This window comes from Terrabacter ginsenosidimutans (assembly GCF_039539425.1).
Classification (GTDB): Bacteria; Actinomycetota; Actinomycetes; order Actinomycetales; family Dermatophilaceae; genus Terrabacter; species Terrabacter ginsenosidimutans.
This window is the reverse complement of record NZ_BAABDC010000007.1, coordinates 48,177-65,176: the sequence shown is the minus strand read 5'-3', so window position 1 is coordinate 65,176 and position 17,000 is coordinate 48,177. Positions and strand designations below refer to the sequence as shown.

General features: G+C 70.3%; 15 protein-coding genes. 7 read left to right on the top strand and 8 right to left on the bottom strand.

Going from position 1 to position 17,000, the window contains the following annotated elements; genetic code table 11:
* The first annotated feature begins 235 nt into the window (after nucleotides 1-235).
* From ABD831_RS17935 to ABD831_RS17925, 3 genes are read left to right on the top strand one after another with little or no spacing between them, the layout of a single operon-like run.
* Nucleotides 236-1,483 carry a cation:proton antiporter gene (locus ABD831_RS17935; protein ID WP_344949841.1) on the top strand — a complete coding sequence of 416 codons (1,248 nt, stop codon included), beginning with the start codon at nucleotides 236-238 and terminating at the stop codon, nucleotides 1,481-1,483.
* Entirely contained in the window at nucleotides 1,480-2,865 is a 1,386-nt protein-coding gene (locus tag ABD831_RS17930) for an anaerobic sulfatase maturase (RefSeq protein WP_344949838.1), read from the top strand. Before ABD831_RS17935 ends, ABD831_RS17930 begins: the two co-directional genes overlap by 4 nt.
* A complete protein-coding gene (locus tag ABD831_RS17925) occupies nucleotides 2,840-4,567 on the top strand; it encodes a SulP family inorganic anion transporter (protein ID WP_344949835.1) in 1,728 nt (575 codons plus the stop codon). Before ABD831_RS17930 ends, ABD831_RS17925 begins: the two co-directional genes overlap by 26 nt.
* 100 nt (nucleotides 4,568-4,667) lie before the next feature.
* Here the strand turns inward: ABD831_RS17925 and ABD831_RS17920 are convergent, their stop codons facing one another.
* The 6 genes from ABD831_RS17920 to ABD831_RS17895 form a co-directional block, all read right to left on the bottom strand.
* Nucleotides 4,668-5,603, bottom strand: a complete 936-nt coding sequence (locus tag ABD831_RS17920) for a cation diffusion facilitator family transporter (protein WP_344949832.1) — start codon at nucleotides 5,601-5,603, stop codon at nucleotides 4,668-4,670.
* Nucleotides 5,600-6,103: an ArsR/SmtB family transcription factor gene (locus ABD831_RS17915; RefSeq protein ID WP_425582848.1), complete on the bottom strand. Its 504-nt coding sequence runs from the start codon at nucleotides 6,101-6,103 to the stop codon at nucleotides 5,600-5,602. The genes ABD831_RS17920 and ABD831_RS17915 overlap by 4 nt, the downstream gene beginning before the upstream one ends.
* 26 nt (nucleotides 6,104-6,129) lie before the next feature.
* Entirely contained in the window at nucleotides 6,130-6,348 is a 219-nt protein-coding gene (locus ABD831_RS17910; protein WP_344949829.1) for a lipoyl domain-containing protein, read from the bottom strand.
* Nucleotides 6,349-6,368: 20 nt separating this feature from the next.
* Nucleotides 6,369-7,415: an alpha-ketoacid dehydrogenase subunit beta gene (locus ABD831_RS17905; RefSeq protein WP_344949826.1), complete on the bottom strand. Its 1,047-nt coding sequence runs from the start codon at nucleotides 7,413-7,415 to the stop codon at nucleotides 6,369-6,371.
* Between the two features lie 10 nt (nucleotides 7,416-7,425).
* Nucleotides 7,426-8,451: a thiamine pyrophosphate-dependent dehydrogenase E1 component subunit alpha gene (locus ABD831_RS17900; protein ID WP_344949823.1), complete on the bottom strand. Its 1,026-nt coding sequence runs from the start codon at nucleotides 8,449-8,451 to the stop codon at nucleotides 7,426-7,428.
* A 210-nt stretch (nucleotides 8,452-8,661) separates the two neighbouring features.
* Entirely contained in the window at nucleotides 8,662-9,471 is an 810-nt protein-coding gene (locus ABD831_RS17895) for a polysaccharide deacetylase family protein (RefSeq protein WP_344949820.1), read from the bottom strand.
* Between the two features lie 310 nt (nucleotides 9,472-9,781).
* On the opposite strand from ABD831_RS17895, the gene ABD831_RS17890 reads away from it, so the two are divergent.
* Nucleotides 9,782-11,905 carry a bifunctional lysylphosphatidylglycerol flippase/synthetase MprF gene (locus ABD831_RS17890; protein ID WP_344949817.1) on the top strand — a complete coding sequence of 708 codons (2,124 nt, stop codon included), beginning with the start codon at nucleotides 9,782-9,784 and terminating at the stop codon, nucleotides 11,903-11,905.
* Nucleotides 11,906-11,940: 35 nt separating this feature from the next.
* Here the strand turns inward: ABD831_RS17890 and ABD831_RS17885 are convergent, their stop codons facing one another.
* Both ABD831_RS17885 and ABD831_RS17880 read right to left on the bottom strand, forming a co-directional pair.
* Nucleotides 11,941-12,645: a response regulator gene (locus ABD831_RS17885; RefSeq protein WP_344949814.1), complete on the bottom strand. Its 705-nt coding sequence runs from the start codon at nucleotides 12,643-12,645 to the stop codon at nucleotides 11,941-11,943.
* Nucleotides 12,642-13,823 (bottom strand): sensor histidine kinase, encoded by a 1,182-nt coding sequence (locus ABD831_RS17880; RefSeq protein ID WP_344949811.1) that lies wholly within the window; start codon nucleotides 13,821-13,823, stop codon nucleotides 12,642-12,644. The genes ABD831_RS17885 and ABD831_RS17880 overlap by 4 nt, the downstream gene beginning before the upstream one ends.
* A gap of 201 nt (nucleotides 13,824-14,024) precedes the next feature.
* On the opposite strand from ABD831_RS17880, the gene ABD831_RS17875 reads away from it, so the two are divergent.
* From ABD831_RS17875 to ABD831_RS17865, 3 genes are all read left to right on the top strand, one after another.
* A complete protein-coding gene (locus ABD831_RS17875; RefSeq protein WP_344949808.1) occupies nucleotides 14,025-14,747 on the top strand; it encodes an ATP-binding cassette domain-containing protein in 723 nt (240 codons plus the stop codon).
* Entirely contained in the window at nucleotides 14,744-15,487 is a 744-nt protein-coding gene (locus ABD831_RS17870) for an ABC transporter permease (RefSeq protein ID WP_344949805.1), read from the top strand. The genes ABD831_RS17875 and ABD831_RS17870 overlap by 4 nt, the downstream gene beginning before the upstream one ends.
* A 120-nt stretch (nucleotides 15,488-15,607) precedes the next feature.
* Entirely contained in the window at nucleotides 15,608-16,999 is a 1,392-nt protein-coding gene (locus tag ABD831_RS17865) for an NAD-dependent malic enzyme (RefSeq protein ID WP_344949802.1), read from the top strand.
* Nucleotide 17,000 lies beyond the last annotated feature (1 nt).

The following is a 17,000-nucleotide window of genomic DNA, read 5'->3' as shown; positions in this document are numbered from 1 at the left end:
CCGGAGAAGGACCGTAGCCGCGGTGGGAGGCGCCATCGTGGTAGCGCATGGCATCAACCGTCGAGGCGACCGTCGAGAAGACCGACGAGAGGACCGCCGCGACCGCCGGGACGAGCGCCGCTGACCGTCCTGACCGTTCGCGGGCGGACCCGGGGGAGTAGGCCCGCTGTCTTCGCCCCATCGCAGGCACCGTGACTGACGCTGCCCGTGGCCCATCGAGCAAGGAGAGCCCACCATGGACGTCACCGGCATCGTGGTGGTCACCGCGGCGTTGTTCGTCTGGGGGTTGATCTCGAATCGCCTGGAGCGGGCCGACGTGACGGCGCCGATAGCGTTCGTCATCGTCGGCCTCGCCCTGTCCGGGTTGAACCTGGTCCACGGTCCGCAGGGACCCGAGTCGCTGACGCCGCTGGTCGAGCTCACGCTGGTGTGGGTGCTGTTCAGCGACGCCGCGCGGCTGCCTGTGCGGGAGCTGCGTCGAGACGCGGGCCGCTACCTGCGCCTGCTGGCGATCGGCCTGCCGCTGACCATCCTGCTCGGCTGGGGGTTGGCAGCCTGGGTCTTTCCGGGGCTCGGCGTGTGGCTGGCCCTGTTCGTCGGCGCGGCACTCGCACCCACCGACGCCGCCCTCGGTGTGCCGGTCGTCACGAACCCGGTCATCCCCTCACGCATCCGGCAGCTCATCACCGTGGAGAGCGGCCTCAACGACGGCATCGCCACGCCGGTGGTGATGCTGGCCATCGCCGGGGCCGCCGCCGCTGCGGGACTGGAGCACGCCGAGAGCGTCGGGCCCGCCCTCCTTGAGCTGCTCATCGGTGCGCTGGTGGGCGTCGGGGTCGGTGGGGTGGGCGGTCTGGCACTGCGCACCGCCCGTCGCCGGGGGACCGCCGCGGAGTCGTTCGCCGGGATCGCCGTCCTGGCGCTGGCGCTCGCGGCGTACGCGTCGGCCCTGGTGCTGCAGGGCAACGGCTTCGTCGCAGCCTTCTGCGGGGGTCTGGCGTTCGGTGCGTGCGCCGGTCGCCGGGCACCCGCCGAGCTGGAGTTCCTCGAGCAGACGGGCACTCTGCTGGCGTCGCTGGTGTGGATGGCCTTCGGTGCCGTCAGCGTGCCGATCATGCTGGACCGCATCGACGCCAGGAGCATCATCTATGCGGTCCTGAGCCTCACGGTGGTCCGCATGCTGCCCGTGGCGCTGGTCTCGATCGGCTCGGGGCTGGACCGCGTCACGATCTTGTTCGTCGGCTGGTTCGGCCCCCGCGGCCTGGCCTCGCTGGTGTTCGCACTTCTGGCCCTGGAGGCGCTCGGGACGCACGCCGACCAGGCCGTGACCATCCTCACGACCACCGTCCTGCTCAGCGTCATCGCCCACGGACTCACTGCGGCACCCCTCGCCCGGCGCTATGGCGAGTTCGCAGCCGCGGCCGGTCCTGAGCCCGGTGGACCGGTCGAGGTCACCCCGTTGCGTAGGCGGGTGGGTCGATGAAGGAGACGACGGCCACCACGGTTCCGACCCCCAACATGCCGCGGGCGGGACGCCTCTTCCACGTGATGGTCAAGCCGACAGGTGCCGTGTGCAACCTGGACTGCGAGTACTGCTTCTTCCTGTCCAAGGAGATGTTGTATCCCGGCAGCAGGTTCCGGATGGCCGAAGACCTGCAGGAGACCTACATCCGGCAGATGCTGGAAGCTCACCCGGACGCGTCCGAGGTCGTGATGGCCTGGCAGGGGGGCGAACCGACCCTCATGGGTCTTGGCTTCTTCCGGCGGGCGATGGACCTGCAGGAGCAGTTCAAGCGTCCGGGCCAGGTGGTTCTGAACACGCTGCAGACCAACGGGACCCTGCTGGACGACGAGTGGGGCGTCTTCTTGAAGGAGAACGACTTCCTGGTCGGGATCTCGATCGACGGCCCGCCCGCGATGCACGACACGTATCGGGTCGACAAGGGCGGCAAGCCCACGTCGCACCGGGTGCTGAAAGGCCTCGACGTGTTGAAGAGGCACGGCGTCGAGTGGAACGTGCTGACCACCATCCACGCCGGCAACGGCGATCACGGCGTCGACGTCTACCGTTATCTGCGCGACGAGCTCGGGGCCTCGTTCATCCAGCTCATCCCGATCATCGAGCGGGCGACGCCGGAGACTCTGCCGATCGCGGACGCGGGTTGGGGGAGCGGGGTGCGCGGCCGACCCCTCTACGTCCAGAACGGCTCGCTGGTGACCCATCGATCGGTCTCACCCGAGCAGTACGGCCGCTTCGTGATCGAGGTGTTCGAGGAATGGGTCCGCCACGACATCGGGTCGGTGTACGTCCAGGTCTTCGACACCGCGCTGGCTTCCTGGTACGGCGAGGGCGGGGGCATGTGTATCCACGCGGAGACCTGTGGGTCCCAGCTGGCGCTGGAGCACAACGGCGACCTCTATTCGTGTGACCACTTCGTCGAACCGGGCTACCTTCTGGGCAACATCGGCGACCGGACCATGCTCGAGCTGGTCGACCTGCCGCAGCAACGGAAGTTCGGGCAGGACAAGCGCGACACGTTGACCCAGTTCTGCCGCGACTGCGACGTACGTTTCGCCTGCAACGGTGGATGCCCCAAGGACCGGTTCGCGACGGCTCCGAACGGTGAGTCCGGTCAGCACTACCTCTGCCCGGGATACCTGTCGTTCTTCCACCATGTCCGAGAGCCGATGGCGGCGATGGTCCAGCTCCTTCGGCAGGGCCGCGCCCCGTCAGAGCTTATGGCCGTCTACGCCCGCGACGACGGACTCCGCGGCCCTGACGAGCCCTGCACCTGTGGGTCGGGCAAGGAGTGGAAGAACTGCCACGGATCGGTGCGCGATGACAGACTCCAAGCAGACCGCTGACACCAGCACGAGCCGCCGCCTGCTCACCGGTGTCCAGGCTTGGGGGCGGTCGATCAAGCCGGATCGCAAGGACTTCGGCAAGGACTTCGTTGCCGGGTTGCCGGGCGCGATCAGCAGCGTCCCCGACGGCATGGCCTCCGCGGTGCTGATCGGGGTCAACCCGGTGTACGGCCTGTACGCCAGCTTTGCGGGCCCGATCGCCGGCGGCCTGACCTCCAGCACGCGGCTGATGGTGATCACCACCACCACGGCCGCAGCCATCGCGTCGGGTTCAGCCGTGTCAGGGTTCGACCCCGAGCAACGACCGCAGGCGCTGTTCCTCCTGACACTCCTCGCCGGCCTCGTGATGGTCGTGGCCGCACTGTTCAAGCTGGGCCGCTACACCAGGTTCGTCTCCCACTCGGTCATGACAGGCTTCCTGACCGGCGTCGCCGTCAACATCATCTGCGGCCAGCTGGGCGACCTGACGGGGGTCTCCGCGGAGGGCGCCAACTCGCTGGCCAAGGCAGTCGACGTCATCACCCATCCGGCCGGCATCGACCTGGCGTCCCTGCTGGCGGGCCTCGGCGCGCTGGCCATCCTCTTCGGCCTGTCGCGGACGCCCCTGAACACGGTGAGTGCCCTCGTCTCGCTCATCCTGCCCACCCTGGCGGTCGCTCTTGCCGGCGCCACTTCCGTCACCCGGGTGAACGACATCGGGCAGATCCCGCAGTCGTTGCCCAGGCCGAGCCTGCCCGACCTGAGCCTCATCTCAGTCAATCTCGGTCTCAACGCGTGCGCCATCGCGGTGATCATCCTGGTGCAGGGCGCCGGTGTGAGCGAGTCGGCGCCCAACGCTGACGGACGACCCTCGAACATGAACCAGGACTTCGCTGCCCAGGGGATCGGCAATCTCGCCTCGGGACTGTTCCTCGGCCAACCCGTCGGTGGCTCCGTGGGGCAGACCGCGCTCAACGTCTCGGTAGGAGCCCGGACGCGATGGGCGGCCATCTGGTCCGGTCTGTGGATGGTGGTCATCCTCGTGCTCTTCGCCGGACTCGTCGGGAAGGTCGCCATGCCCACCCTGGCCGCAGTGCTCATCTTCGCGGCAGTGGGGTCGGTCCGGACGGGTGCCCTCGTCACGATCTGGCGCACCGGGCGTCTGTCCCAGATCGCTTTGGGCGCCACGTTCGTGGCCACGCTGTTCCTGCCTGTCGCGGTGGCCGTCGGCGTCGGCGTCGCCCTCTCCCTGCTCCTGCAGCTGAACCGCGAGGCAATGGACCTCAAGGTTGTCGAGCTCGTACCGCGAGATGACGGGCGCTTCGAGGAGCGGCCGGCGCCAGAGTCTCTGCCCAGCGACCGGGTGACGGTCCTCGACGTCTACGGAAGCCTGTTCTTCGCCGGCGCCCGTACCCTGCAATCCCGACTGCCAGAAGTCGGGCAGGCCCAGAGGCCGGCAGTCGTCCTCCGCCTGCGCGGCCGGGCCTCCCTCGGCGCGACCTTCTTCCGCATCCTCGCCACGTACGCCGAAGAGATCGGCGCCGCAGGCGGTCGCCTCTACGTGTCCGGCCTCGACCCGGACATGGCCGCGCTGCTGGCCCGAACCGTTCCGGTGACAGCTCAGCCGCCGGACCGGGTGTTCGGAGCCACCCCCGTTCTCGGCGAAGCCACGTGGGCCGCCCTCCACGAGGCGCGAGCCTGGGTCGTCCAGTCGAAGAACTGACGCGACGTCGTCGGGCTAGACCATCGACCTGTCATCGCCTCGAGGTTGACGACGCGACGTCGTGGACGAGCCGGTCGAGGCCGAACCCGGGTCTCGGGACTCACCAGGTGGTCTGCGCGCAGGCACTGGAGCCGGCGGGCTCGATCTGCAGCGTGGCGTGCTCGATGCCGAAGCGCTCGCGCATGACCTCTGCTGCCTGCGCCAGGATCGTGCCCGTGTCGGCCGATGCGTGGCCGGCCCGAGCCGGGGCGGTCACGAGATGCGCGGTGGCGACGTTCATCCCGGACGTCAGGGTCCACACGTGCAGGTCGTGGACCTCGACGACGCCGGAGATCTCGGAGAGTGCCTGCTCCGCCTCGTCCGGATGCATCCCGGCCGGTGCGTGCTGGCCGAGGACAGCCAGGACCTCGCGACCCAGCAGGACGGCCCGGACCGCGACGAACAAGGCGATGGCCAGGGCCACGACGGTGTCCCACCACTGCTGGCCCGTGGAGCTGACGAGGATCGCGGCGGCGATGACGCCGACCGAGCCGAGAGTGTCGGCGAGGACCTCGAGGTAGGCGCCCTTGACGTTGAGGCTCTCGCTGGCTCCGGCACGCAGCAGGGCGATGCTGATGAGGTTGACGACCAGGCCGAGAGCGCCGACGACGAGCATCGGGCCGGAGGCGACCTCGGTCTCGGAGCCGATCCGCCCGATGGCCTCGATGCAGATGTACACGGCGACACCGAGCATGAGCAGGACGGCGAGGCCGGAGGCGAAGACCTCGGCGCGGTAGGAGCCGAAGGTGCGTCGCCCCGTCACGTCCTTTCGGGTGGCGATGCGCGTGGCGACTAGGGCAGCACCGAGGGCGACGACGTCGGCGGCCATGTGTCCGGCGTCGCTGATGAGGGCCAGCGAACCGGAGGTCAGCCCGACGACGAGCTCGACGACGAAGAACATCGCCACCATGCCGAAGGCCAGCTGCAGCCGCCAGCGGAGTGCCCCCGCCGCAGAGCGACTCACGCCGCGGCCGCCGTGGCCGTGTCCGTGGCTCATCGCTTCGCACCCGATCGCTTCGCACCCGATCGCTTCGCACCCGATCGCTTCGGACCCGATCGCTCCGCCCCGCCGCTTCGGACCCGTTCGAGGGGTTCCACCGGTGCCGAGGGCGCAGGCTCCCGGCCGTGGGTCATGTGCTCCCGGGTCAGGTCCAGCAGCATTCGCACATGGGCGTCGGCGAGGCGGTAGTACATGAGACGACCGTCTCGCCGGGCCGTGACGACCCGGGAGGCGCGCAGCAGGCGCAGCGACTGCGAGACGGTCGTCTCCGCGACCCCGGTCGAGGCGGCCAGGTCGCACACGCACAGCTCACCCGCCTCGAGCATGGCGTAGAGGAGCTTGGCGCGCGTCGGGTCCCCGAGGAGCTTGAACACCGCGGAGACCTGGACGAGGTCGTTCGCCGGCAGGGCGCGGGCGCGTACGTGGCGCACCGTCTCCGGATGGACGCAGTGGTCGACGCAGTCATCGATGGCGATGACACTCTCATCTGAACGCATGCTCAGATGTTACGGCCTTCAGAGGGTCAGTCGGACTCCTCGATCCGCGCGATCGGCGACCCCTGGGCGACGACCGCCTCCTCGGCGACGAGCAGGCGGATCACCCCCGCCACGGGCGCGACCACGTCGGCAGAGACCTTGTCGACCTGGACCTCGGCGATGAGCTGGTCGGCCGAGACCGCGGCGCCGTCGCTGACGAACCACGTGGCGAGGATGCCCTCGGCGCGCGGGCTCTCCTTCGACAAGGGCGGAAACGGGACCTCGGTCACAGGCTCAACGACCTGCGGATCGCAGCCTCGATGCGCTCCGGCCGGGGCAGGACGGCATACTCCAGGCCGTGGGCGTAGGGGATCGGGACGTCGGGCACGGCGACCCTCTGGACCGGAGCCTTGAGCATGGTCGGGTCCTGGTCGGCGACGGTCGCGACGATCTCGCCCGACAAGCCGAACGACAGGTAGTCCTCGTCGACGACGACGAGGTGCCCGGTCTTGGCCACGGAGCCCAGGATGGTCTCGCGGTCGAGGGGCACGACGCTGCGCAGGTCGATGACCTCGACCTCGACACCGTCGGCCGACAGCGTGTCGGCGACGTCGAGCGCGTGGTGGACCGAGAGTGACAGCGTCACGACGGTGACGTCCGTGCCGGTCCGCGCGACCGCCGCCTTGCCGATCGGCACGAGGTGCTCGCCGTCCGGGACGTCGCCCACCGACCTCGCGTTCTTCGCCATCCAGGCCAGCCCCATCACGCCCTTGTGGAACATGTAGACGACCGGGTTGTCGTCGCGGATCGCCGAGGTCATGAGGCCCTTGGCGTCGGCCGGGTTGCTCGGCACGACGACCTTCATGCCCGGCAGGTGTGCGAAGGTGCCCCAGAGGCACTGCGAGTGCTGCGCCCCGTCGGAGTAGCCGCCGCCGACCGCTGTCGTCAGCACCATGGGCACCGTGACGTTGCCGCCGGACTCGAAGTGGATCTTGGCCATGTGGTTGTAGATCTGGTCGAGGCACACCCCCATGAAGTCCGCGAACATCAGCTCGACGATCGGGCGCATGCCCTCGACCGCCGCCCCGATGCCGAGCCCGATGAAGGCGGTCTCCGAGATCGGGGTGTCGATGACCCTCTTCGGGCCGAAGCGCGCGAGCAGGTCGGTGGTCGAGCTGAAGATGCCACCGTAGGCACCGACGTCCTCGCCGAGGTAGACGACGCCCGGGTCGCGCTCCATCTCCTGGGCGATGGCCTCGACCATGGCCTTGGAGGTGGTGAGCCTCCGACCGGCCTGGGGGGCAGGAGCACTGGGGGATTCAGTGATGGTCATCGTCGTCTCCTCAGGCGAACACGTAGGAGGTCGCCGACGCGGGGTCGGGCAGCGGGCTGGACTTCGCATAGGCGATCGCGTCCTCGACGCGGTCTGCGGCCGTGGAACGGATGCGGTGAACGGCGTCGTCGTCCAGCACGCCAGACTCTCGAAGTTCCTTCTCGTAGCGAGGGATCGGATCGTGGGAGGGCACCTCGGCGAGCTCTGGACGGTAGCCCTGGGCGTCGCCCTCGAAGTGGCCCCACAGGCGCAGCGTGTGCACCTCGATGAGCGACGGGCCGCCACCGGAGCGTGCGCGGCCGACGGCTCGCTGCGCGGCGGCATACACTGCCTCCACCTCGTTGTCCTCGATCCGTTCGCCTGGAATGCCATACGCCGCAGCACGATCCGCGTTCGATGGGATCGCCGTGGCCGCGTCACGCGGCACGGAGATCGCCCAGTCGTTGTCCTCGACGACGAAGACGACGGGGAGCGACCAGCGGGCTGCCAGGTTGAGCGACTCGTGGAAACCGCCCTGGTTGGCGGCGCCCTCTCCGGTCACCGCCACAGCGATCCGGTCGGTCTGCGCCCGCTGGAAGGCGAAGGCCTGACCCAGCGCCGGTGGGTAGCCCTCGGCGATGATGCCTGAGCACGAGAAGTGGGTGGCCGGGTCGAACAGGTGCATGTGGCCCCCGCGTCCTCGACCGAGTCCGGTCTCGCGGCCGAAGATCTCGGCCGTCATCGCGCGCAGGTCCATGCCGTGGGCGATGGCTAGGTGGTGGGGCCGGTGCGTCGCCGTCAGGGCGTCGTCGGTGGTGAGGTGTGCGCACACTCCCGCGGCGACGGGTTCCTGACCCGCCGAGAGGTGCATCTCGCCGGGGACGAGTCCCTTGCCGATGTCGAAGCCGGGCCCCTTGTCGGCGTGGTACTCGCGGAGGATGGCCTCCTCGTACGTCCGGCAGAGGACCATGGTCTCGAAGAGCGCGGTGCGGGTGCCGGCATCGAGCCCGTTCGGAGCGGAACGGGCACCGGTCGAGGGTTCGAGGTGGGTCGTCATGACGGTCTCCAGATCCCCGGGGCGGGGAGCTGGGGAGCGTCGCCGGCTGATCGAGGGGAGCGCCGCTCGTCCACAGCCAGCACGGCCGCCCCGGTGGCCGACTGGCCACCTTCCACAGTAGGCACGCCCGATCGCGGGGTCCACGAAACGCCGGAGGCCGTCACCTTTGAGCCGTATGCCGTATGCCGCGCCGCTGGGGAACGTCGGGGCTCAGGGCGCCGGACCGATGACGGCCGCGAGTGTCGTGAAGGTGTAGCCGCGCGCCCGCAGCGCACTGATGACGCGGGGGAGCGCGTCGGCGTCGAGGGTCGAGTGGTCCGTGGGGTGGGCGCCGACGTGCATGAGCACGATCTCTCCCGGCTGGGCGGCGGCGACGACACGAGAGACGACCGACGTCACCGACTGGCCGCCCGACGTGCCCTTCCAGCCGAGCGTGTCGACGGTCCACCGGAACGGCACGTAGCACTCGGCGTTGACGACCGAGATGGTGCGCGCGTCGACGGCGCCGAAGGGGAAGCGGAACCACGGACGTGGGTCCTGCCCGGTGACGGCCTTGATGCGCGCTGCAGCTGTGCGGAGCTCGCTGCGGATCGAGGACGACGAGAGGGTGGTCAGGTCTGGGTGCCGGTAGGTGTGGTTGCCGACCGGGTAGCGAGCCGCGATGGCCCTGGCGCTCGATGGGAAGTCGTCCACGAACTGTCCGGTGAGGAAGAACGACCCGGGCACGTGCTGCGCCTCGAGGGTGCGAAGGATCGACGCGACGGCATCGTTCCCGCTCCCGGCGTCGAACGTCAGGGCCACGAGCTTGCGCTCGGTGCCCAGGGTGGTGAGGTCGCGGCCCAGCAACCGTGACGGGATCGAGCAGGTCGTGGGAGCCGGGGTGGTGGGGGTCCTCGTCGGCGTTCTCGTCGACGTGGGGCGGGTGGGCTGGGGCGTCGTCACCGTCGGGCGCGCCGTGCTGGAGGGGCTCGGGCGTATGCCGGTCGGTGTGGGCCGCGTGGTCGCGGGACCTGTGGGCACAGCAGCCGGCGTCGAGGGCGAGGCACCGGTGGACGTCGTACTCGTGCCGGCCGCGGTAGAGGTGGACGGTGCCGCGGGTTCGTTCGAGCCCTGGCACGCTCCGAGTGCCACGGCGATGGTGAGCGCGGCGATGCAGTTCCGCGGCCGCCAGACGCAGCTGGTCATCGTTCCTCCCCCTCCATTGCACACCGACCGGCGAGAAGCGCAGGGCCGTTGTGCTCCACCAGACAGTTCCTGCGCAGAGGGGACAGATCGTCTCGACATCGCCGAACCGTCGACGTCGCGGGTTGCCGCGGGGGAGCATGGAGTCATGTCTCGTCTTCGGACGGTGACGCGTCGCCTGCCGTTGACCAGCACCCTCGTTGTCGTCGTCCTCGTGCTGTCGGTGTGGACCCGGACGCTCTGGAGTCCTCTCCTCGGCCAGCCCCTGCGCGACTCCGCGACCTACGGGCTGCCGGCCCTCGAGGAGGGCGCCTGGTGGACCGTCGTCACTGGCGCCTTCTTCGCAGCCCAGCCATTCCAGTACGTGCCGATCCTGTTGGGGCTCATCGTCTTCGGTGGTTTCACGGAGTGGCGCCTGGAGGCCTGGCGCTGTGCGGTCGCCCTCGTCTCCTGTCACCTCTTCGCCGTTCTCGGTGCGGCCGCCCTGCTCTGGCTGACCCGCGACCATGGCTACGAATGGACCACGACGCTCGCCCGTGTCCGGGACGCAGGCCCGTCCGCCGGCTTCCTCGGCGCTGCGGCGGCCGCCTCCGTCACCCTGTCGCCGCCCTGGCGCGGGCGCGTCCGGACCCTGCTCGTCGCGTACGTCGTGCTGTTCGTCATCCACATGGGTGGCCTCGCGGACCTCGAGCACGTTCTGGGAGTGGGATTCGGCCTTCTCCTCGGTCCGTTCCTCATCGGCCGGAAGCCGGCGCTCACCGTCAGGCACCTCACTCGACGGGACTTCCGGCTGCTCGCGTCCGGCTTCTTCGTCGTCGCCGCTGTCGAGGTCCTGCTGCGGCCGTTCACCACCGCCGACGGCCCGTTCGCCGTCACGATGACCAGGGAAGCGCGCGCCGAGGAGCTGGCCAACACCGACGTGCTGCTGGGCCTCGTCCAGGTCGTTCTCTGGCTGTGGCTCGCCCGGTCGCTCTACAAGGGGCGGCGCTGGGCCTGGCGGTGGGCGGTGGGGCTGCTGGTCGTCGTCATCGTCATCCAGGTCCTCAACCTCGGATACATGGTGGTGGTCGGCGAGCAGGGACTGCTTGCTGCCGGCTGGGAGCTCTTCGGCAACGGTCTCGGACTGGCCGTGTGCCTCGTCGGCCGCCATGCCTTCCGCAACCCGTCCGTCCGACGAGCGCGTCGCACCACCGGCAGCCTCGTCGCACCGGCCGACGACGACCAGCGCTCGCGGGCCACCCGGCTGCTGCAGGAGCAGGGCACGGTCAACCGCCTCGCGTGGATGACGACCTGGCCCGAGAACCGCTGGTTCGCGCCGTCGTCGGTGAACGGCTACGTGGCCTACCGCGTGCACGCAGGCGTCGCCGTCGGGCTGTGCGATCCGGTGGCCTCCTCGGAGGAGGACCGGTTCGTGCTGCTCGGCGCCTTCGCGAATGCCGTGCACGGCCAGGGGCTCGTCCCGTGCCTGTTCACCGTGACGTCCGAGGCCTCGCACCACGCCCGTGCCCAGGGATGGCACTCGCTCCAGGTGGCCGAGGAGGCGTGGATCGATCTGCCGTCGCTCGACTTCGTCGGCAAGGCCTGGCAGGACGTGCGCACCGCCCTGAACCAGGCGGCCAAGCTGGGCATCCGCTTTCGGATCGGGCCGCTCGCCGACATGCCCCGAGGCATCCAGATGCAGGTGAAGGCGATCTCCTCCGAGTGGGTCGAGGACAAGGGGCTGCCCGAGATGGGCTTCACGCTGGGAGGTGTCGACGAGGCTCTCGACCGCAACGTGCGCGTCGGGCTCGCCATCGACGAGGACTCGACGGTTCATGGCGTCACGTCGTGGATGCCGTTCCACGGCAGCGGTGGCGGAGACCCGTCCGGGTGGACGCTGGACGTCATGCGGCGGCTGCCTCAGGGCTTCCGCTACTCCATGGAGTTCCTCATCGCCTCGGCCTGCCTCACCTTCAAGGAGGAGGGATGCCCCGTCGTGTCCCTCTCGGGTGCGCCCCTCGCGCGGACCCGACCGTCCGCGGGCGACGAGTCGCTCGACCGGGGCACGCTCGACACCTTCCTCGACCGGCTCGGCGCCTCCCTCGAGCCGTACTACGGCTTCCGGTCGCTGCACGCCTTCAAGTCGAAGTTCCAGCCGCGCCACGAGCCGCTCTACCTCGTCTTCCCGGACGAGGCGGCGCTCCCGCGCATCGGGCTGGCGCTGAGCCGGGCCTACCTCCCCGGCGCCGGCGTGCGGGACCTCGTGACCCTCGCCCGCTCGGGGCGGGACTGAGGAGTCATCGCGCCCAGGAGCGACGCGGACGCGGCTCAGCCGTGGGGTTCGACGAGACCGCTCTCGTAGGCGAGGATCACGAGCTGGGTCCTGTCGCGAGCCCCGAGCTTCATCAGCAGCCTGCTCACGTGGGTCTTGGCGGTGGCCGGTGTCACGAACAGCTCCTGACCGATCTCCTGGTTGGACAGTCCGCGCGCGACGAGGACGAGCACCTCCGTCTCGCGCTCCGTCAGCCCCGTCAGCCCGGTCAGCCCAGCCGGCCCGGTAGGTGAGCCCGTGGCCTCCCATCGCGCCATGCCGGCCGGCGGGTCCCGACGGACGAACTCCGCGATGAGCTGCCGAGTGACACTCGGCGCAAGCAGGGACTCCCCGCGCGACACGACGCGGATCCCGTCGAGCAGCTGCGCCGGTGGAGTGTCCTTGAGCAGGAACCCGCTGGCGCCGGCGTGCAGCGCCCCGAAGACGTAGTCGTCGAGGTCGAACGTCGTCAGCACGAGCACACGCGTCCGGACACCGAGTCCGGCGATCGCGCTCGTCGCCTCGAGCCCGTCCATGACCGGCATCCGGATGTCCATGAGCACGACGTCGGGTTCGAGCTCGCGCACCAGCGCCACCGCCTCCTCGCCGTTCGCACCCTCGCCGACCACCTCGAGGTCCGGCGCGGAGTCCACCAGCAGGCGGAACGCGCCACGGACGAGCGCCTGGTCGTCCACGACGACGACGCGCACCGCGGCGCTCATGACGACCCCGCGGCATACGGAAGCCGTGCCTGCACGCCGTAACCGCCACCAGGACGTGGTGCGGCGTGGAAGCTCCCGCCGTAGAGCTCGACGCGTTCACGCATCCCCACCAGTCCGTGGCCCGCACTGCTGCCCCGCGACGACGCTGCGTGCTCCTGCTGGCGCCGTCCGTCGTCCGTCACCTCGAGCTCGACCTCGTGCTCCCCGCACGAGACGCGCACGTGGGCGACCGGGCCGCCGTGCTTGATGACGTTCGTCAGCGACTCCTGCACGACACGGTAGGCCGCCAGGCTGACGCCCGCGGGCACGTCGGCGACGTCGCCGCTCCACTCGAGCGTCACCCCGAGCCCAGCCGCCCGCGTCTCCGCGACCAGGGCCGGCAGGTCTGCGAGTCCGGGCATCGGCCGCGTGGCCGCTGCCTCGTCGCCCCGCCGGAGCACCCCCAGCATCCGGCGCATCTCGACGAGCGCGTCCCGGCTGGTCGCCTCGATGACGCCGAGGGCCTGGCCGGCGGCGGCCACGTCGGTGTCGATGACATGACGACCCACGCCGGCCTGGACGGCGACGACGGACATCGAGTGGGCGACGATGTCGTGCAGCTCGCGCGCGATGCGCAGCCGCTCGGCCGCCACCGCCGCACGGGCGCGGTCCTCCCGTTCGCGTTCCAGCAGCCGGGCCCGCTCCTCCATCGCCGACCACCGGAGGCGACGCTGGCGCAGGTTGTCGCCGGCGAGCCAGGCGACCGCCGTCGCGAGGAACGTCGAGATGACGTCGTTGGCCGTGACCACGCCGACCGGCTGCGCCGCGAGGGCCACCGCCAAGGCCGCCCCCGACGCACCGAGGGCGAGGAGCGAGTCCCGGCGACGACCGTGCAGCGCCAGGCCGAAGAGCAGGACGAAGACACTGACCCCCGGGTATGCCGCGTAGTGCAGCAGTGACCAGGCAAGGAGCGCTGTCAGGACGACCGCGAGGGCCGCCCATGGGAAGCGGCGGTGCACGGCATACGGAAGCGTCAGCATCAGCGCCAGCACCCACGCCCAGATGTCCATGGGTCGCTGGCCGGCTCGCACCGAGGCGCCGAACGACAGGACCAGCACGACGAGGAGCGCGACGGCCACGACGGCGTCCGTCAGCCGGGGGCCCGCCCGTGGCCACCGCCGGCGCGTGCTCGACTCCATACCTGCACAGTAGGGAGCACCCGGTCGTGCGGGATCGCCTTTGGGACGTACGCCTGCAGGCGTATGCCGTCGCGCGGGCTGCGCCTGGAGCCACCCCTGAGGTGCACGCGGAGGATCGGCCGCCCGGCCGACGACTCGAGCCACCCCGGAGCCGGATCGTTGGAGTCGACCACACCGGCACCGACACAGGAGCTCACCACCATGCCCACCCTCGCGTTCCACCAGCTCAGCAAGCGCTACGGCTCGGTCACCGTGCTCGACGGTTTCACCGCCACGGCGCTGCCGGGTCGCGTCACCGCCTTCCTCGGAGTCAACGGCGCCGGGAAGACCACCAGCATGCGGATCATGCTCGGACTCACCGAACCGACCAGCGGGGCGGCGACGATCGACGGTGTCCGCTACGGGGACCTGCCGCACCCGACCCAGGTCGTCGGTGCGGTGCTCGACCAGGGGTTCCATCCCAACCGCTCCGCACGCAACCACGTGCGCCTGACGGCCCGACAGGCGGGCGTGTCCGCCCACGCAGCCGACTCGCTGCTCGAGCGGTTCGGCCTCGGGGCGGTGGCCGACCGTCGTGTCGGGGGGTTCTCCCTCGGGATGCGCCAGCGGCTGGCCCTGGCCTCGGCGCTGGTGGGGGACCCGTCGGTCCTCGTTCTCGACGAGCCGCTCAACGGCCTCGACCCGGACGGGATCCGCGAGATGCGCCATCTGCTGCGGACCTTCGCTGACGCAGGCGGCACGGTCTTCCTCTCGAGCCACCTGCTCACCGAGGTCGCAGCCGTCGCCGACGACCTCGTCGTCATCCATGGCGGCACGCTTGCCGCCGCCGGCCCGGTCCACGACCTCGTCAGCGGCGACACGGACCTCGAGTCCGTCTTCCACACCCTCATCCACCCCACCGACACGCAGGAGGTCTGGTCATGAGAACCCTTGTGTCCCTTGAGCTCTACAAGCTCCGAACCACCCCCGCGGCCTGGGTCAGTCTCGCCGTCACGCTCGTCCTCGGTACCGCCTCGGTCGCGTCCAACGCACTCGTTCCCAGCCCGGGCGGTCCGGCCTTCGGCTCGACCGACCACGTCAACCACACGCTCTCGGTCTCGGCGCTCACCTCGATGGTGATGCTCGCCGTCGGCGTGCTGATCGTCGCCGGCGAGTATCGCAACCGGACGATCATGCAGACCTTCCTCGCGGAGCCGCGACGGGTGCGGGTCCTCGCGGCCAAGGCAGGAACCGCCCTGGGTCTGGGCGCGATCCTCGGGGCCGCGACGTTCGGTATCGCCTACGCGGAGGCCGTGATGATCTACGGAGCCCGAGGCGTGCACTCGCTGCCGGTCGACGTCGCCCAGCTGTGGGTCGGCGCCACCGTTGCCACGGCTCTCTACGGCCTGGTGGGTGTGGCGCTCGGAGCCCTCACCCGCAACACCGTCGCCGCCATCATCGGCGCCATCGCGTGGGTCATGGTCATCGAGGTCGGCATCCTCGGCAGCGTCGTCCCCGACGTCGCCCACTGGCTTCCGGCCGGCGCCGCCATCGCCCTGACGAGCGTCGGCACGGCAGCGCAGGGCGCGCTCAGCCCGACCGCGGCGGCGCTGGTGCTCACCGGCTGGGCGCTGCTCATCTCGGGAGTCGCGGCTCGGTTCAGCCTCACCCGCGAAGCACACTGAGCCCCGAAGGGCCCGAAGGAGCCATGCACCCGTCGATCGCGGACGTGGTGCATGGCCCCTTCGCGCTCGCGGGTGCAGGATGGGCTCGTCGGCACCGATGCTCGGCGCGAGAGGACTGACATGGCCATCCCGAGTCCTGGCTACTCGATCACCGTCCGGGTCGAGGTGCCTGCCGCCGCCAACGCGACCGCCGCCCTCACCACCGCCGTCTCGTCGACGGGCGGTGCGCTCACCGCCCTCGACGTCTCCGAGAGCCGGACGGACCGGCTCGTCGTCGACGTCACGTGCGACACCCGCGACGAGGCGCACGGGCATCTGATCACCGAGGCGATCGCGGCGATCCCCGGCGCCGTCGTGCACAAGGTGAGCGACCAGACCTTCCTGCTGCACCTCGGCGGCAAGATCGAGGTTAACCCCAAGGTCCCGCTCAAGCACCGGGACGACCTCTCGCGCGCCTACACGCCCGGCGTCGCCCGGATCTGCCGGGCCATCGCTGAGCACCCCGAGGACGCCCGCCGTCTGACCATCAAGCGCAACACCGTTGCCGTCGTCACCGACGGGTCGGCGGTGCTGGGCCTCGGCAACATCGGCCCGCTCGCGGCGCTGCCGGTCATGGAGGGCAAGGCCGCCCTCTTCAAGCAGTTCGGGGGCGTCGACGCCTGGCCGGTCTGTCTCGACACGCAGGACTCCGACGCGATCGTGGCGACCGTCCAGGCGATCGCCCCGGTCTACGGCGGCATCAACCTCGAGGACATCTCTGCACCACGGTGTTTCGAGATCGAGGCACGCCTGCGAGAGCTGCTCGACATCCCGGTCTTCCACGACGACCAGCACGGCACGGCGATCGTCGTGCTCGCTGCGCTGAAGAACGCGCTGCGGGTCGTCAACAAGTCCATCGACGACGTCCGCATCGTCGTCTCCGGCGTCGGTGCGGCCGGCCACGCCATCATCCGCCTGCTGCTCACCCAGGGCGCACGAGACATCGTGGCGTGCGGCCGTACGGGAGCGGTCCACAACGGCAACGAGGGCATGGAGCCGTTCCGCCAGTGGATCGCCGACCACACCAACGCGCGACACGAGAGCGGCACCCTCAAGGAGGTGCTCGTCGGCGCCGACGTCTTCATCGGTGTCTCCGCCCCCGACCTGCTGACCGGCGACGACATCGCCACGATGGCACCCGACGCGATCGTCTTCGCCCTGGCCAACCCCGTCCCCGAGGTCGACCCGATCGCCGCGAGCGAGCACGCCGCGGTCGTCGCCACCGGCCGCTCGGACGCCCCGAACCAGATCAACAACGTGCTCGTCTTCCCGGGCTTCTTCCGCGGGCTGCTCGACGCCCACGTGTCCGACATCAGCGACGAGATGATGGTGGCGGCTGCCACGGCCATCGCCGACTCGGTCCATCCCGGGGAGCTCAATGCGAGCTTCATCATCCCGAGCGTGTTCGACTCCTCCGTGGCACCAGCGGTGGCCGCTGCCGTGTGCCGCGTCGCGGGTCCGCCCAGGCTCTGAC

What these genes read in the sequence shown, in the direction of transcription:
- ABD831_RS17935 (WP_344949841.1), top strand. Translation starts at nt 236, where the DNA reads ATGGACGTCACCGGCATCGTGGTGGTCACCGCGGCGTTGTTCGTCTGG.
- ABD831_RS17930 (WP_344949838.1), top strand. Translation starts at nt 1,480, where the DNA reads ATGAAGGAGACGACGGCCACCACGGTTCCGACCCCCAACATGCCGCGG.
- ABD831_RS17925 (WP_344949835.1), top strand. Translation starts at nt 2,840, where the DNA reads ATGACAGACTCCAAGCAGACCGCTGACACCAGCACGAGCCGCCGCCTG.
- ABD831_RS17920 (WP_344949832.1), bottom strand. Translation starts at nt 5,603, where the DNA reads ATGAGCCACGGACACGGCCACGGCGGCCGCGGCGTGAGTCGCTCTGCG.
- ABD831_RS17915 (WP_425582848.1), bottom strand. Translation starts at nt 6,103, where the DNA reads ATGCGTTCAGATGAGAGTGTCATCGCCATCGATGACTGCGTCGACCAC.
- ABD831_RS17905 (WP_344949826.1), bottom strand. Translation starts at nt 7,415, where the DNA reads ATGACCATCACTGAATCCCCCAGTGCTCCTGCCCCCCAGGCCGGTCGG.
- ABD831_RS17900 (WP_344949823.1), bottom strand. Translation starts at nt 8,451, where the DNA reads ATGACGACCCACCTCGAACCCTCGACCGGTGCCCGTTCCGCTCCGAAC.
- ABD831_RS17890 (WP_344949817.1), top strand. Translation starts at nt 9,782, where the DNA reads ATGTCTCGTCTTCGGACGGTGACGCGTCGCCTGCCGTTGACCAGCACC.
- ABD831_RS17885 (WP_344949814.1), bottom strand. Translation starts at nt 12,645, where the DNA reads ATGAGCGCCGCGGTGCGCGTCGTCGTCGTGGACGACCAGGCGCTCGTC.
- ABD831_RS17880 (WP_344949811.1), bottom strand. Translation starts at nt 13,823, where the DNA reads ATGGAGTCGAGCACGCGCCGGCGGTGGCCACGGGCGGGCCCCCGGCTG.
- ABD831_RS17875 (WP_344949808.1), top strand. Translation starts at nt 14,025, where the DNA reads ATGCCCACCCTCGCGTTCCACCAGCTCAGCAAGCGCTACGGCTCGGTC.
- ABD831_RS17870 (WP_344949805.1), top strand. Translation starts at nt 14,744, where the DNA reads ATGAGAACCCTTGTGTCCCTTGAGCTCTACAAGCTCCGAACCACCCCC.
- ABD831_RS17865 (WP_344949802.1), top strand. Translation starts at nt 15,608, where the DNA reads ATGGCCATCCCGAGTCCTGGCTACTCGATCACCGTCCGGGTCGAGGTG.